The following is a 15,948-nucleotide window of genomic DNA, read 5'->3' as shown; positions in this document are numbered from 1 at the left end:
GAAATTAAATGAAGTAAAATAGCAAAAAAAGAGGGAATTTTTTCAGCAGTTTTAAATAGCGATGACCTGTAGTAAGCAGGGATTTATTGAGAAGGGAGTGTAAAGTTAAGTGTCGTTTCATTTCCTGAATGATCTGCAAAAGTAATATGAATAGAGTTGCCCTTACGGTCATAATTTGAAATCGTGAATTTTGAGGTTATATCATTACTAATATTATTTATAAAAAAAAGTCTCATTTCGTTTAAAGTTTGAGGTGTGAGACCCGTCGCTAAATAGGCTTCAATGATAGTAAGTTTTACGGGAGATAAGGTTGCCTTCATGTTTGTTTGTGCAGCATAACTAAGGTGTTGTAACGTAGTTTCTAACTGCTCAATTTTCTTTAAATTTGCCATACGGTTTCTTGTTTGTGAAACGTATTTTTTCATCCTGTGTATGATAGCGGTTACTTCATCAATGTTTCGTTGCTGAATGAGATACTGCCCGTACGCATAAGGCGTATCGATATACAGTTCATCAAAGATCACCTGTCTTTGTTTTATTGTTGCAACTTCTAAAGCCTGTTGCAGTAAATGTATTGCACGTTGGAACTCTTTATTTGTTTTCGCGTTCAGTGCACTTTGGTATAGATCGAAGGCTTTATCTTCAGCAGTCGTGCTATTACTGGATAACGTTGTTGATTCCGAGGTATTTTGACTGTGGGTTTTGCTCGATGGGGGGCTTTTCGTTTTAGCTGCATGAGTTGTTTTAAATCCAAATGCTGATTTAGCTTGTCCTTCTATGCCGTTTGTTTCATAGCCAGCCTTTTCTGAAGCTTCTCCTTGAATTATGCCCAAGGTCGCAAGTGCATCATTAATGGGAATGAGGTAATTAATACCCATTGATGTTCCTGCTTTGCTTATGAGTCCTGAAACACTAATTGCTATGAGTTCACCCTGCTTATTGTAAACGGGTCCACCTGAATTACCAGGATGAATAACAGTATCGGTTTGATAGTAGCTCAGGCCTTTTCGCTCTCGTTGTGCGGAAATAATACCACTGGTTACTGTATATTTCAGTGACTCCGAAAGGGGAGAGCCAACTACATAAATTGTATCTCCCACTTCGGGTAATGCTTGGCTAATAACCGTTGAGTTTATGTTAGGAGGTGTTGTTGTTTGTAGTAATGCAACATCTCGCTTCACATCTTTTCTTAATAATTGTGCTATATACTCTTCGTTATTTAAAAAAACTAAAAACTGTTCTCCTTCTGAAATGACATGGGCATTGGTCAATATATGCCCTTGTGAACTGATAAGAACACCACTGCCATGACCTGAAACATTACGTATCGTAGCCGCTGTTTTTTTAATAACTGCACTGCGCTGCTTAAAGGTGAATTCTTCTTCTGGATAAATTAAAGGAATTTTAATGAGTTCAAATTTATTGGGGGTATCCAATAATTTAATATTGATTGCAACAGCGTCTGCCACTTGCTCATTTGCTAGAAAATTATCAAAGGCAACTTGGGCTGCAGAAAGAATAGCCTGAGATGTATTCTGATTTGTATTTCCATATGAGGAGGCATAGCTCGCACCATCTGTCTCTATAGAGACAAGCTTTTTCCTATATAAAGAATCAAAAACTGACCACTCAATATGCACAAAAGCATCACTTGTTACGGTGCCTTCATTATAGTCATCACAGGTGTCCACAATAATTTTTTTTAGTTTACTTGCTAATAGAAAGCGTGTTTCGAAATTATCTGTGACTCTATAATTATTCTTGATAAGGGCATCCTTAATCATTTTTTGTAGAGATTCATCGGCTAAATAACTGTTACCTGCTTTCCAGACGAAATGCCCTATTCTTTTATCACACTGGTACCCTGCCCATTGAGTACCAACAGAAATTTCACCATATTGTGCATCAGGTAGTTCTACTTTGAGTGGCGCTACAGCCAAGGGGGAAGCTGGGATATTTTTATTATAAGCTTTTGGATAAAATACTTTGACAGAGGGTAATCTTGAGAGTGTTTTATTCGATCTAACTGTTTCAAACCCTTGGTCAGCACTTGATGCTTCGGGATGAGAGTCAGAAAAATGGATATTGCCTTGCTCATCAACCCATTTATAAACACCTGCATTCGTCGAGCAGGTGATAATGTAGGTGAAAGTTATGATACAAGTGCACCGCGCATAATGCCTGAGCTGTGAGTAAATTTTTCTTAAGTCATACATTGTCGATGGTATTGTAGGGATAGCAACGGGTATTGACGTAATATACCTACAGTGAAGAAGTTACAGTGGGTATACGTTCAACTAACATCTATAACTGCAATATTTATTAACTTACATAAATATTTATTTGGTACAAAAAACTAGCTTTTATGTATGTTAAGCACACCTTGATCGTAATGTTGGCTGTTATTGCTAATAATGGTTTTAGATAATATGCTGAGCCAATATTTAAAGCGAATAAAAAAAATCAACTTATCTCTCCAGGTTTGCCAACACTCATGATATTCCTAGAGCTTAGTTCAAAGTTAAGAAACGAATAATAATCCAGAAGATACTACTTTCAACAAGTTGAGTTAATTGTTTGGCACTGAATTACATCAGTTTTTGAAAAAAATCATTGGGAAGAGGTTATCTATACCCTTAGGGCACAAGGGGGCAGCCGTCAAGAATGAGTCCCCAATTACAACCAAGTAGAGCTCTTTGGATAAACGGTGGTTAAAAACTTTTCTCTAAGTTATCTGTCAATAATGCCATGTTACAGGCATACCTAGTGTATGGAGGGGGGAGAGTCTTATTAAGTTTAAGCTAATAAACTGCTGGGGCTTGAAATACTAGCGGCTAACGGTTGTTGACATAATATGTCGGACGTGTCAGTATGTATTTTCAAGAGACTCTCTTCATCTAATAAGTAGAGCTTAACATGAATGCTATCCTTTTCAGCTAACGTTGTTGTGTGTAAATATTTTTAATTCATTTCTAGTTTTAGAGTAGGAGATCAAGAATGGCATGGACTTTAAACGATATTGAAAAGCTGCTTGCTGAAGATCCTCGTTGGAGTGTTACTCAGGAAGGTGATGTCATAAAAGTTAAAAATGAAGAAGAAATTGAAGCTTTTTTGACAGTAAGTGGAGAGCAAATATTAGTTGAATCACTTTTGTTTCCTGTCGCACAAGTTAATAACTGTGACGAATTAAATAAAACGATTCTTGAGACACATAAACTGTTCCCATTGACAACTATTTCACTTGAAACCATTAATGGTGAACAGTATTACTCAGCATTTGGGGCTTTATCAGCAAATTCCAAAGCAGATAGCATTGTGTTGGAGCTTGATATGTTGTTTACCAATGTTGAAGGTATGTTAGAAAGTTACGAGCATTTCTTGAAATAGTAACTTTATCTAAGAATTTTTTTAATTGAGGTTGTCGTCATGAGTGTTTGGAAAAAGTTATTTACTGCAATTAAAGGTGGTGCAAATGAGGCGGCTGAGGCAGTTGCTGACAGCCAAGCATTGCGCATTCTTGACCAGGAAATGAGAGAAGCAAAGGAACAGTTGCGTAGGTCGGAAGCGTCACTAACCACTATACTGGCTAAACAAAAGTTAGCTGATCAGAAGACAAAAGATCTAAAAGCTTCAATTGCAGAACATGAAAATTATGCTATGCAAGCCATGGAGAAAGGCGATGAAGCCTTGGCGGTTGAAATTGCTGAAAAAATTGCTGAGTTTGAGGGCGCTTTGACGACTGAGCAAGGCATGCTTGACCAGTTAAATAGTTCGGTCAGATCACTGAAAGCATCAATAAAAGATGCTAAATTAAAACTACGACAGATGCAGACCCAAGTTGATAATATTAAAGCGACAGCTTCGTTACATAAAGCGCAAGAAGCGGTTTCTTCTCGTCACCTGGGCGCTAACTCAAAGATGAAAACGGCTGCTGAGTCACTACAACGGATTCAAGAAAAGCAGAAACAACGCGCGGCAGAAATTGAGGCGGCTAATGATCTTGCTTCTGAGGAAGAAGGGCGAGGTTTACAAGAAAAGCTTAAAGCTGCAGGTATTGTGGAAAATCAAAGTGCACAAAGTGTCTTAGAGCGCTTGAAAGCAAAAAAACAGTAATCAATGGTTATTATACAACGATTAAGAAGCTTTTTTGTAAATCATGTAATTCAAATGAGCGTACGAGGGTTATTTTTAACCCTCTTTGCTTATATGTTGATCAGCTGGATCGGGCTTAATTTTTTCCAAGAAAAAGCGATTACTGAAATACCTGTATTTTTTTACTGGTTATTGGTTACCGCGTCTACTGTCGGGTATGGTGATTTTTCACCTACTACCTCAGGAGGTCAGTTATTTACGGCAGCTTTTGTCATACCCTGTGGGCTAAGTATGTTTGCCATGACCGTTGGAAAAGTTGCAGCATTAGCACTAGATCAGTGGCAAAAAAGCATAAATGGACTGAGAGCGTTGAGTATGAAAAATCACATCCTTGTCCTTGGGTGGCGAGGGCAACGGACAATTCATTTATTAGAGCTGTTATTGCGAGAGACACAGCAAAACTTACATAGAAAAGTCGTGTTATGTGTAGACAAAGCAATAGAAAACCCACTTCCTGATAGAGTTCAATTCGTTCAAGTTGAAAGCTTCAGTAGCAGTAAAGAGCTACAAAGAGCTTGTGTTGCAGATGCTGACATTATTATTCTTGATACTGAGGCGGATGATACAACACTAACGACAGCTTTGTACTGTGCAAAAGTAAATACCACAGCTAATTTAATTGCTTATTTTCAAGAAGAACAGTTAAGCGAACTGCTTAAACTGCATTGCCCTAGGGCTGAATGTATGCCTTCTATAGCGACGGAATTAATGGTCAAATCTGCGATGGATCCTGGTTCAAGCCAGCTTCACCACCAATTACTAAGCGTAGCACATGGTATGACCCAGTATTCCGTAACCTACCCAGAAGGATGCACTTCTATTGCATTCAGTAAAATATTTCATGTTTTTAAAGAAAAGCATAAAGCAACAGCTATTGGTCTTGAACAAGATGGTCAGCTTATGGTTAATCCTGCCCTAGATCATCAAGTATTACCAGGTAATCGAGTTTACTATATTGCAGAAAAAAGAGTTTTACAGATTAACTGGGAGACGTTAAGTCATGTTTGATTTCTTTAAGAAAAAGAAAAAAGAGGAGTCTGCTGAGGTTAAAGCACCTGAAATAATGGGCTTATATATTAATGGATCTTTCCAGTTAAATGATCTCAAGTTACGGTTGATTGAAGATAAGCTGACATTTGCTAATGCACATCGGAATCAATTAATTCAAGCTATTGGCGAAGTAAAACTGGATGAAAGTACGACATTATTACGATTCTATACGGATGATGATGGCTTTTTGCAAGTTGTGTGTAAAGGCGGTTTAACAGAAAATCATATTGATGATGTGAAATTGTTTTTTTTCCATAATACACAAGGTATTTCTTCTCAAAGTCAATGGGATAAGGTGCTTGATGAGCATGTTAGTCAACCTACCTATTTATTAGAGAACCACACATTTACTCGTGTATGGGAAGAAATGGGGGAGTCATCTCCGCCGGTGGCGATGACAGAAAAGACGTATATGCAAGATGGTTCAACCTCAATTACTGACCAGTTTATCATGCTTTATGAGCGAGAGGTTGACGATAATTTATTTGAATTTTTGTTAGTTTCTGGTGAAGAAAAAATTATTGATAATCAATATGGTCGTTGTTTAGTAGAATCAGTAGGCATTAATATCACATCATCAGATATTGAAATTATTGGTTAAGGGGAACCAAGCATGGACATGATTATTACCTCAATCCAAGGGCTGGGGGGCTTTGCGCTTTACTTTATCAGCTCGGTTGTTGTGTTATTAGCATTTAAATTTATTTATACGATGATTACGCCTTACGATGAGTGGGCATTGGTTAAGAGTAATAATTCAGCAGCAGCGATTGCCTTAACAGGAACACTCATTGGGTATGCGATTGCTTTGGGTAGTGCAGCAAAAAACTCGGTAAATTATGTTGATTTTATCGTATGGGCTGTCGTTGCGCTAATTACACAAGTGCTAGCTTATTTAATTGTGCGTGTGCTTATGCCGTTAATTGCTTCTCGTATTGAAAAGGCTGAAGTATCTGCAGGTATTGTGCTTGGGGGCGTATCTATCGCAATAGGCATTCTTAATGCTGCCTGCATGACTTACTAAAGAGGAGGCAGGAAGCATGAAACGCACTCGTTTTATAAATTTAGAGGTGATGCGCAAAGTTAAGACTTTTGGCAGCATTGGGCTTGGTACGAGTTTGTTAGTAGGTTGCTCAGATCAACCTAACGCAGTGGTTTATCGAACCTTAGATGAATGTAAGACAGCAAATCCAAATTATGAGTCTCAATGTGAATTTGCGTATCAACGTGCATTAAAATCGTTGTATAAAACAGCTCCCCAATATACAAGCTTAGCTGATTGTGAGTATGAGTTTGGCTACGGACAGTGTATTCAACATCCGAAAAGTGATAATTGGATTCCGTTAATGGCAGGCTTTGCCCTGGCGAAAGCATTAAATAATGATAGGGATTTAGACTTTCATTATAGTCGTCCTTTAATCACATCATATTCGCCATATTCGGATATTCGGGACCATTGGATGACGACGGATGGACGTACTTATGGTAGCCGATATAACAAAAGCGTTTATGTTGCAAAAGACTCCTTTAAAAAGGAACCCCCTAAAGTAACACGCACGATTAGTCGTGGTGGTTTTGGCTCTAAAGCTAAAGCAACGTCTTCCTGGAGTTCGCGTTCATCATCGAGTGGAGGTTGGGGCGGTTAGTCTCCAGCCAACCCATAACGTGAAGTAACACAAGCTTAATGGTTGTATTTATATGTTACGGATTCCGATAGCAGAACGTGCCGATTGGCGAAAAAGAGCAGATGAGTTTGGCTTTAAATTTCATACTATGTATGGTGAGCCTTATTGGGATGAAACAGCCTATTATCAATTCACACTACAACAAATTGAGCAAGATATAGAAGATCCGACTGCAGAAATTCATGAAATGTGTCTTGATGTGGTGGATAAAGTTATACGCTCAGAAGCGTTAATGCAGCGATTCTGTATTCCAGAAACTCACTGGGATTTTATTGCTTCATCCTGGCAACGAAAAGACGCTTGTCTGTATTCAAGATTGGATTTTGCCTACAACGGAAAAGGTGAAGCTAAGTTATATGAAAATAATGCAGATACACCCACCAGTTTATATGAAACGGGATTTTGGCAGTGGCTGTGGTTAGAAGAGTGTGTAAATTCTGGTAAGTTATCTCGCCAGGCTGATCAGTTTAATTCTTTACAAGAAAAACTAATTAACCGATTTGTTGAACTTGCAAAGGAGCGTGTGGGATCACCCTTGTTTTTTTCATGTAGTAAGGATACTGATGAAGATCGAGGAACAGTACAGTATTTACAAGACTGTGCAGAACAGGCTGGCATTGATACCTATTTTGTCTATATGGAAGATATTGGTCTTTCAGAGGAAGGTGATTTCACCGATCTTGAAGATCATGCTGTGCGCTGGATGTTTAAACTCTACCCGTGGGAGTTCATGTTAAGGGAAGAATATGCGCCACATTTACTTGATAATAAAACAGCTTGGTTAGAGCCACCCTGGAAGTCTATTCTATCGAATAAAGCATTATTACCAATGCTTTGGCGTTTATTCCCCAATCACCCCAATTTATTACCTAGCTATTTTGAAGGTGATAAGAATATAGATTTGCAACATTATGTGGTTAAACCCATTTTTTCACGGGAAGGCAGTAATATCGAAGTTTACCAAGATGGTAAACAAACAGCTATTGTAGATGGACCTTATGGGGAAGAGGGAAAAATTATTCAAGGATATTATCCATTACCAAAGTTTGGTGACAATTACACGCTTATTGGTTCATGGCTTATTAATGATGAACCTGCAGGTATTTCTGTCCGAGAAGACAGTTCTTTGGTGACACAGGATTTATCCCGTTATTTACCTCATATTATCTTGGGTTAAATACAGCATTCTTTATTTATTAGTTTAAGTGTGCAGTATCAAAAAAATATCAACAATAAAGAGTATATAGAGTGAGAGTTAGTTTACAGCAGGCTTTCCAATAAATCTAAGACAGGGTAAATTATAGAAAAAATCTACGACTTTTATACGATCTTGTAGAAAATATCTGTATAGTCCACCTGCCGTGCTGACAACCAAATTATATTCTTCTCCTTGTCGTAACTCATTGACGAGCTTTGATTGTCCTTTATCATTAATAAACTCAAAAAAGTGTGAGTTCACGCTAATAGGTTTAATATTTTGGTTAACGCCTAGTGGAAATGAAATAAATGCTTCTGTAGCTATAAGCCCTTTTTCTTGGATAATCGCTTGAGGGAATTTTTGCGCTAAACTTTTTAATGCATAGACACTGTTACCTTCTCCCCAACAGCTTATTAAGGAAAGCTCTGGCCAAATGCGGCTGTATTGGTTGGCTGAAAGCTTAGCTAACTCTTCACTACGTTTTGGTACTGGTTGAATTCGAAACTCTTTAATATCTATTTTTTCATTGAGTGAAATAGACCCTGTAGCAAGATCATGAAGTAAGGATTGCCAGTAACCTTCTAATTGTTCTAATAGTTGAGAAAAATAATATGGATGCCAAACTGAGATGAAACGGAGATCATTGCATGCTATTAGATAAAGTAATGTCAAATAATTAAATGAATCAACAGAGCTGAGTTTAATAAGTGAATTGGGTACAGCAATAACAGAGTTTATGAGTTCGTGGATTTTGTTGGTTAGGTAAGTGCTTTCTTCGGCGTAACCAATTTTCACGGCTGACTTTTGATTATATTCTATTAAATTAGGTGCAATAGACCAATAAGATGAACCTGACATAATGGTTGGCTTTAATTTGAAAACATTATTGATCCAAGGCGCAACCCCTTGGCTAAATTCCTTTTGGAGCTCATGGGTGTAGGGAATTAGTTTTATATCTCCAGTTGCACCACTGGTTGGCATTAAGCAAAGTACATTATCTGAGGTTAGGATATTTGCTTTTCCTTCAATGATGTTCTGTATCCAAGGCCTAAACTCATTGTAGTCCCTAATAGGAACACACTTTTGATAATCGCTAAAGGTTTTTATGTGTTTAAAATTATGTTGCTGGCCAAATTCGGTATATGCATTGCTTTTGAGGTAGTGGAATAATTTGGCAAGTTGAACTCGTTCAGGATGAAGTGCTGCTTTTCTGAATGCATAAGAGTTAGGAATATTGCCAAGGTACCATAGTGCATTAATAGCCGTTTTGAACATAGAGTTAAATATTTATGAGTTGAAGATTTAATCATTAATCAAAAATAATAACATTGAACCCCTGTTTCTTATAATTGAATGTAGAATGTTTCCTCATAATTTTTTTTTGCTGAGGTATTTATAAGTAAAGCACAGAGTAAACATATTACCCACTATACTCCTTGTAGCTGGAGCATGTTGTTATGCTTTAGCTTCTTGAAAATGTGCAATACTTATATGTATATTTTTTGGACAATAAGTTTTTTATTGATATTAGTTATAACGAATGCCAATAATTTGAACTGGTTAGCGGTTTTATCCCACTGATCTACTATAATTGTCGTATAGTTTATCAGGTGGTTCGAAGTGCTAATCACTGTTTTTGTAGCACTTATTTCACTACTAATTTGGATTAGCTGATGATTGAGAGAGATCAGCTAGCCAGTTGATGAATCGTTGTTAAAGTATTTTAGCTTTAAACCTCCTCCTGTAATTATTTACTTCCCTAAACCTAGCGTTGATGTTTGGCTATCTGTAACAGATAGCCTTTTTTTTATTTTGCTAGCCAATTATCTCTCTTGAACAGCTGAATAGAATACACTTGCCAAGTAACACCAAGACAGCAAACACTGCATGTTAAATAAAAGTAATAACATTAAGGTAAGTGGATAATAAGTAGTGGTACGCCGTGATCCCGTATTAGGCAGTGAGTCAGATCAGATCACAGCAACTAGGTCTGATAATCATTGTGATATCCATACGCAAAAGTGGTTGAGAATTGGCCGTATAGGTAGATTACGATTCGCAACCTATTTTTTGCTTATCATTGCACCAGTGCTGATGGCGGTGGATGTGGCGAGTATTGCTAAAGAAACGCAGTACAGCAAACTGGTCGAGATTTATTTATACCTTGTTTGGCCTTACCTTGTGGGTTATGTGGTTGTTTTTCTCTTGCCTATTGCCTTGATGCGGTTTCATGATCTTAATCGTTCGGGGTGGTGGGTTTGGACGTTACTTATACCAGGTTATAACCTTTATATTTTATATCTTCTTCTGGCTAGGTCTGGTTCTTGTGAAATTAATCAATTTGGGCCTTTGCCCAAGCCGAACTCTCCGCGAACCTACATCATATTTGGCATGTTTATGGCCTTGCCATTATTCTTCATTTATAAAATAAGTCGGACACTTGTTTACTATGGCTTATTAGTGAGCATGTTATAAAGTAACGGTTTGAGTTAAGACTATATCCTTCGAGAACTACTTCTAAACTCCCTATGCTTTTAGGCTGTTGCAACTTCCTATAACTTAACAAGCTAACCCCTAAAATTGTTTGTTGAGGATTCATTAATATGAGTTATAAAAATCAAAGCGAGTTTTACTTGGCAATATGGGAATGAGTCAGCATACTTTATAAGTAGGCAAGAACAGCAAGACCAGATTAGTTTGTGCAGGAGTAGGGCAAAGTGGTTAATAAAATGCCTAAAAGCTGTCAACAAGTAGTAGTGTCCGTGTTGCTATTAGTGGCTAGCTGCTTGGTTCAGGCAGAAATGTATCAATGGCGTGATGAACAAGGGCGAGTTCATTATAGTGATAAGCCGCCTGCTAGTGCTGAGCAACAGGTAGATAAAGTTGATATCAGGGTTAAAAATAATGACTTTGACTACATGGATGAAAGCAGGATGGAAGCATTGCGTCGACAAGAGCAGAATAAAAGTGTACGTGATGAGCTTGTTGGTGAAGAAAAGGGCAAACAGGAAAAACAGGAAAAACAAAAACTCAATCTGTGTCAAAAACTAAGAAGTAGATTGAAGACATTAGAAGGGCCTGTTCAGCTACTGGATAAAGAAGGTAATCCTGTAAATATATCGGAAAAAGAGCGAGAAGCGAAAGCTAAACAGTTGAGAGAGCAAGTACAGCAATATTGTGCTCAATAATTTAGGTTGGCTTTTAAATTATCAGTCATTTATTTAGAGTTCTTTTAGCAATTAATCGGTGATGATTTCTTTAATAGGTGTGCCTGTTGAGTATCAGGCACACTTATTTAAACCTAACAAGGCTAAGTCTATTCGTGGCGTTCTTCGATAAGGTTGTTTACTACATCAGGATCTGCAAGTGTAGTAGTATCGCCCAGTGAGTCGAGTTCATTACAGGCAATTTTTCGTAAAATCCGCCGCATAATTTTTCCTGAGCGTGTTTTGGGTAATGCAGGTGCCCAGTGCAAAACGTCTGGTTTGGCAATAGGGCCAATTTCCTTGGCGACAAAACTCCGTAACTCTGCATCCAGCTGTGGGCTTGGCTCAATATCATGCATTGGGCTGATAAATGCGTAAATTCCTTGTCCTTTAATATCATGTGGATAGCCCACCACTGCCGCTTCAGCAACGGCATCGTGTAACACGAGTGCACTTTCAACTTCTGCTGTACCCATACGATGACCTGAAACATTGAGTACATCATCAACGCGCCCTGTTATCCAGTAATCTCCATCTTCATCACGTTTTGCTCCATCCCCTGTAAAGTAGTAGCCAGGATACGAGGAAAAGTAAGTGTCTAGCATGCGTTGGTGGTTGCCATAGACTGTTCTGATTTGGCTGGGCCAGCTACCTGTAATCACTAAATTACCTGAAGCTGCACCTTCCTGAAGCTTACCATTGTTATCCACAAGTGCAGGTTTTACGCCAAAAAAAGGCTTAGTAGCAGAACCTGGCTTGAGTGTATTTGCTCCGGGGAATGGCGAGATCAGAATAGCGCCTGTTTCAGTTTGCCACCAAGTATCAACAATAGGGCAACGTCCATCACCAACGACATGGTAGTACCACTCCCAGGCTTCAGGGTTTATGGGTTCTCCAACAGTACCAAGCAGTCTAAGCGACTCACGAGATGAGGGGGTTACATACTCATGTCCCTGAGCCATGAGGGCACGGATGGCTGTTGGTGCTGTGTAAAAAATATTAACGTTGTGTTTGTCGACGATTTCCCAGCAGCGGGCTGGAGTAGGGTAGGTTGGTACACCTTCAAACATTAAGGTGGTTGCACCATTAGCGAGTGGTCCATAAATAATATAAGAATGACCTGTAACCCAACCGATATCAGCGGTACACCAGTAAATTTCACCAGGCTGATAGTCAAAGATATATTTGAAACTCATGGTTGCTTGGAGCAGGTAACCACCTGTTGTATGAAGCACCCCTTTCGGCTTGCCTGTAGAACCTGACGTATAAAGAATAAATAGTGGATCTTCAGCATCCATCGTCTCTGGAGGGCAACTGGAGGCTACTTTTGCAGCAAGTTCGTGATACCACACATCTCGATTCGCTTTCCAGGCGATGTTCCCACCATTGCGTTTGATAACAATCACTGAATGAACATCAGGGCAGCTTTCTAAGGCTGCATCTGTATTTTGTTTCAGTGGTATGAATTTACCACCACGAACGCCTTCGTCAGCAGTAATGACGACAGAGCAATCGGCATCTAAAATACGTTCTTTCAAGGACTCTGGAGAAAAACCACCAAATACCACTGAGTGAATAGCGCCTATGCGGGCGCAGGCTAACATGGCATAGGCTGCTTCTGGGATCATGGGCATATAAATACAAACCCGATCCCCTTTTTTAACACCACGTTCTTTTAATACATTAGCCATACGGCATACGTTGTCATACAACATCTGATAGGTAATGTTCAGTGACTGGCCGGGTTCATCGGCTTCCCAAATAATCGCAGTTTGATTGGCTTTGGTGGGTAAGTGACGGTCAATACAGTTGTAGGTGATATTGAGTTTGCCACCAACAAACCAGGACACGTTGCCTTGAGCAAAGTCCCCTTCAAATACCTTTTCCCAAGGTGAAAACCAGTGGAGGTGAACTTTTGCTTGCTCGCCCCAGAATGCATCTGGATTGTTGATTGATTCCTGGTACAGCTCTTGGTAGTTCTGCTCATTAATATATGCGGATTTAAAGGATTCCTTTATCGCATGATTTTTTATTTTAAACATGTCGTATCCTTGTTGTTAACCCCTTGGCGAGGGTTTACATCGCTCGTTGTATTTCTTATGTATTATTTTTATTAAGAAAAGTTCTGTTAATACTATTTTAGTTTATTGTGTGTTCAATTATTTAATCTTTGTTGTGTAAATATAGTGTGGTTCTCTGCTGAGATTACCTAAATAACTTAATAAAATTGCTTTGTAATAGAATGATTTAACACTATAGGTATACCCATCATTGTGTATATTTTTTTGGGGTAGCGATAAAATACCTATGAGTAGAAAGCGTTAACAGAGCCTGAGTGTTCCATGTTAGCGAGAGAAAACTGAAATGCAAAGAAAAACGGCAGGAATTAACCTGCCGTTCTCAAAAAGAATACTGACTATTTTAAATCATCAATCAGTCATTTTTTTCCCGAAACATATTGATTAGTGCATTGGTTGAACTGTCAAATTCAGGGGCTTCAGCACCAGCCAATAGTGTAGGGTAGATGGTGTCACCAAGTTGTTTACCTAACTCGACACCCCATTGGTCGAAAGAGTTGATTTGCCATATGTGTCCTTGCACAAAGACTTTGTGCTCATAAAGTGCAACGAGTGCACCCATGACTTCAGGTGTTACTTTGGGTAGTACTAGCATGTTGCTTGGACGGTTACCTGGGTGAACTTTGTGTGATGCAATTTGATCCGCTTCAGTCTCGCTTTTCCCTGCAGCCAAAAGTTCTGCTTTAGCTTCATCCAGACTTTTTCCTGTCATTAGTGCACGGCTTTGGCTTAGTGCATTTGCGTAAAGCCAACGATGATGCTCACCCATTGGGTTGTGAGTTTCAACAGGTGCAACGAAATCCACTGGAATTAAAGCAGTGCCTTGGTGAAGTAACTGGTGGTAAGCGTGTTGTCCATTGGTACCCACATCACCCCAAATGACAGGACCTGTGGTATAAGTAACGGTTTCACCTGCTTTATTGACAGATTTACCATTACTTTCCATATCTAGCTGTTGTAAATGATTTGGTAACTCACCGAGGTACTTGTCATAGGGTAGTACAGCATGAGAGGCTGCTCCCATATAGTTATGATACCAAACACCCAATAAGCCCATGAGTACTGGCATATTTTCAGCTAATGGTGCGGTACGAAAGTGCTCATCCATTGCATAAGCACCTTCCAATAACGCAAGGAAGTTGTCAAAGCCAAGGGTTAGCGCAATAGGCATACCAATAGCTGACCATAAAGAGTAGCGGCCACCGACCCAGTCCCACATCGGGTAAATATTTTCTTCACAAATACCAAAAGCAACGGCTTTTTCAACATTACTGGAAACCGCAAGAAAATGTTTTTGAACATCTTCTTGTTTAGCACCTTGATCAATTAACCATTGGCGACAGGTTTCGGCGTTTAATTTAGTTTCCAAGGTGGAAAACGATTTTGATGCGATGATGAACAGTGACGTTTCTGGATCTACTTGTTTGAGAACTTCAGCTGCGTCACTGGGGTCAACGTTGGCAATGTAGTGGTGCTTAATGCCTTCTTTAATGTAGGGGGTCAGTCCTTCAATAACCATTTTCGGGCCAAGGAAAGAACCACCAATACCTATATTGATAATGTGTTTAATAGGCTTGCCTGTGTAGCCTAACCATTCGCCACTATGCACTTTTTCAGTCAAAGCCTGCATACGGCGTAAGGTGTCTTTAATGGCTGGCATTACATCTTGACCATCAACCTTGATTTCACGGTCACCACGATTACGCAGTGCCGTGTGTAGTGCTGGCCGATGCTCTGTGTTATTCACTTTTTCGCCGTTAAATAGCGCTTGAATACCATCGCTGAGCTTAGCATCGTTGGCAAGATTGATGAGGGCTTTGAAGGTATCCTCTGTAATCAGGTTTTTTGAGTAGTCGAGAAACAGCGATGCGGCTTGTAATGAATATCGATTAAAGCGATCCGGGTCTTCTGCAAATAACTGTTTGAGGGTGGTTTGTTGGAGCAACTCACGTTGTTTTAACAGGTCCTCATTATGAGCAAAAGCATCAAGAGGTGTTGGCCCTTGCAGCGTACGATTGTTCATCATTGACACAGTTTCTCTTTGGTTATGTTAATCAGGATTAATGCACGAGTGTGCAGAAAAAAGCCCCTACAAAACCATAAAAATAGCTGGGAAAGCGTAGAAGGCAAGGTGATTATAGGCAACAGAAGGGGGGTGGGCCTAGTAACACTAAGTAACAAAACCCACCAAGTTGATTTCAGGCAATTTGTACAGGGATGGCGTTCGCACTATGGCTGACAGCGTTGTCTTCTAACAGGTAAATTAAGGCAGGTTTAAACTCTGTTAGTTCGCTCTCGTCGTATTGCGCATAGGCACAAATAATTACACGATCACCCACCTGAGCTTTATGTGCTGCGGCTCCGTTTACTGAAATAATGCCGGAGCCATCTTCACCACGAATAGCGTAGGTTGTAAAACGCTCACCATTTTCAATATTGTAAATCTGAATTTGCTCATACTCTCGTATACCTGCCATATCTAGTAATTTACCATCAATGGCACATGAGCCTTCATACTCGAGTACTGCGTGAGTCACACGCGCTTGATGCAGCTTGGCCTTAAGCATCGTTGTTTGCAT

At 39.3% G+C, this 15,948-nt stretch carries 14 protein-coding genes; 9 read left to right on the top strand and 5 right to left on the bottom strand.

From position 1 onward, the window contains the following. Nucleotides 1-83: 83 nt before the first annotated feature. Nucleotides 84-2,216: a trypsin-like peptidase domain-containing protein gene (locus tag KCG35_RS00200; protein WP_215817640.1), complete on the bottom strand. Its 2,133-nt coding sequence runs from the start codon at nt 2,214-2,216 to the stop codon at nt 84-86. Between the two features lie 781 nt (nt 2,217-2,997). On the opposite strand from KCG35_RS00200, the gene KCG35_RS00195 reads away from it, so the two are divergent. The 7 genes from KCG35_RS00195 to KCG35_RS00165 are packed head-to-tail and all read left to right on the top strand — an operon-like array spanning nt 2,998 to nt 8,064. Beyond that, on the top strand, nt 2,998-3,387 hold the full coding sequence (locus KCG35_RS00195) for a DUF2170 family protein (protein ID WP_215817639.1): 390 nt from the start codon (nt 2,998-3,000) through the stop codon (nt 3,385-3,387). Nucleotides 3,388-3,426: 39 nt separating this feature from the next. Continuing rightward, nucleotides 3,427-4,113 carry a PspA/IM30 family protein gene (locus KCG35_RS00190; RefSeq protein ID WP_215817638.1) on the top strand — a complete coding sequence of 229 codons (687 nt, stop codon included), beginning with the start codon at nt 3,427-3,429 and terminating at the stop codon, nt 4,111-4,113. Between the two features lie 54 nt (nt 4,114-4,167). Further along, nucleotides 4,168-5,160 carry an ion channel gene (locus KCG35_RS00185; protein WP_230408914.1) on the top strand — a complete coding sequence of 331 codons (993 nt, stop codon included), beginning with the start codon at nt 4,168-4,170 and terminating at the stop codon, nt 5,158-5,160. Beyond that, nucleotides 5,153-5,803 (top strand): YjfK family protein, encoded by a 651-nt coding sequence (locus KCG35_RS00180; RefSeq protein ID WP_215817636.1) that lies wholly within the window; start codon nt 5,153-5,155, stop codon nt 5,801-5,803. The genes KCG35_RS00185 and KCG35_RS00180 overlap by 8 nt, the downstream gene beginning before the upstream one ends. Nucleotides 5,804-5,815: 12 nt before the next feature. Beyond that, the gene (locus tag KCG35_RS00175) at nt 5,816-6,226 is read left to right on the top strand and encodes a DUF350 domain-containing protein (RefSeq protein ID WP_215817635.1); all 411 of its coding nucleotides are present in this window, start codon (nt 5,816-5,818) and stop codon (nt 6,224-6,226) included. Between the two features lie 16 nt (nt 6,227-6,242). Further along, a complete protein-coding gene (locus KCG35_RS00170; protein WP_215817634.1) occupies nt 6,243-6,848 on the top strand; it encodes a DUF1190 domain-containing protein in 606 nt (201 codons plus the stop codon). A 52-nt stretch (nt 6,849-6,900) separates the two neighbouring features. Further along, entirely contained in the window at nt 6,901-8,064 is a 1,164-nt protein-coding gene (locus KCG35_RS00165; protein ID WP_215817633.1) for a glutathionylspermidine synthase family protein, read from the top strand. Between the two features lie 78 nt (nt 8,065-8,142). Here the strand turns inward: KCG35_RS00165 and KCG35_RS00160 are convergent, their stop codons facing one another. Then, a complete protein-coding gene (locus tag KCG35_RS00160) occupies nt 8,143-9,360 on the bottom strand; it encodes a GH3 family acyl-acid amido synthetase (RefSeq protein ID WP_215817632.1) in 1,218 nt (405 codons plus the stop codon). 657 nt (nt 9,361-10,017) lie between these two features. On the opposite strand from KCG35_RS00160, the gene KCG35_RS00155 reads away from it, so the two are divergent. Together KCG35_RS00155 and KCG35_RS00150 are read left to right on the top strand one after the other, a co-directional pair. Next, complete coding sequence (locus tag KCG35_RS00155; RefSeq protein WP_215817631.1) at nt 10,018-10,560, top strand: DUF805 domain-containing protein; 543 nt, start codon at nt 10,018-10,020, stop codon at nt 10,558-10,560. A gap of 242 nt (nt 10,561-10,802) precedes the next feature. After that, nucleotides 10,803-11,273 carry a DUF4124 domain-containing protein gene (locus KCG35_RS00150; protein WP_215817630.1) on the top strand — a complete coding sequence of 157 codons (471 nt, stop codon included), beginning with the start codon at nt 10,803-10,805 and terminating at the stop codon, nt 11,271-11,273. Nucleotides 11,274-11,401: 128 nt separating this feature from the next. Here the strand turns inward: KCG35_RS00150 and acs are convergent, their stop codons facing one another. From acs to panD, 3 genes are all read right to left on the bottom strand, one after another. After that, on the bottom strand, nt 11,402-13,333 hold the full coding sequence (gene acs / locus KCG35_RS00145) for an acetate--CoA ligase (RefSeq protein ID WP_215817629.1): 1,932 nt from the start codon (nt 13,331-13,333) through the stop codon (nt 11,402-11,404). Nucleotides 13,334-13,724: 391 nt separating this feature from the next. After that, nucleotides 13,725-15,395 carry a glucose-6-phosphate isomerase gene (gene pgi / locus KCG35_RS00140; protein WP_230408913.1) on the bottom strand — a complete coding sequence of 557 codons (1,671 nt, stop codon included), beginning with the start codon at nt 15,393-15,395 and terminating at the stop codon, nt 13,725-13,727. A 172-nt stretch (nt 15,396-15,567) separates the two neighbouring features. Next, a complete protein-coding gene (gene panD / locus KCG35_RS00135) occupies nt 15,568-15,948 on the bottom strand; it encodes an aspartate 1-decarboxylase (protein WP_215817628.1) in 381 nt (126 codons plus the stop codon).

Source organism: Zooshikella harenae, from assembly GCF_018837975.1.
Classification (GTDB): domain Bacteria; phylum Pseudomonadota; class Gammaproteobacteria; order Pseudomonadales; family Zooshikellaceae; genus Zooshikella; species Zooshikella harenae.
This window is presented reverse-complemented; position numbering and strand designations above follow the sequence as displayed.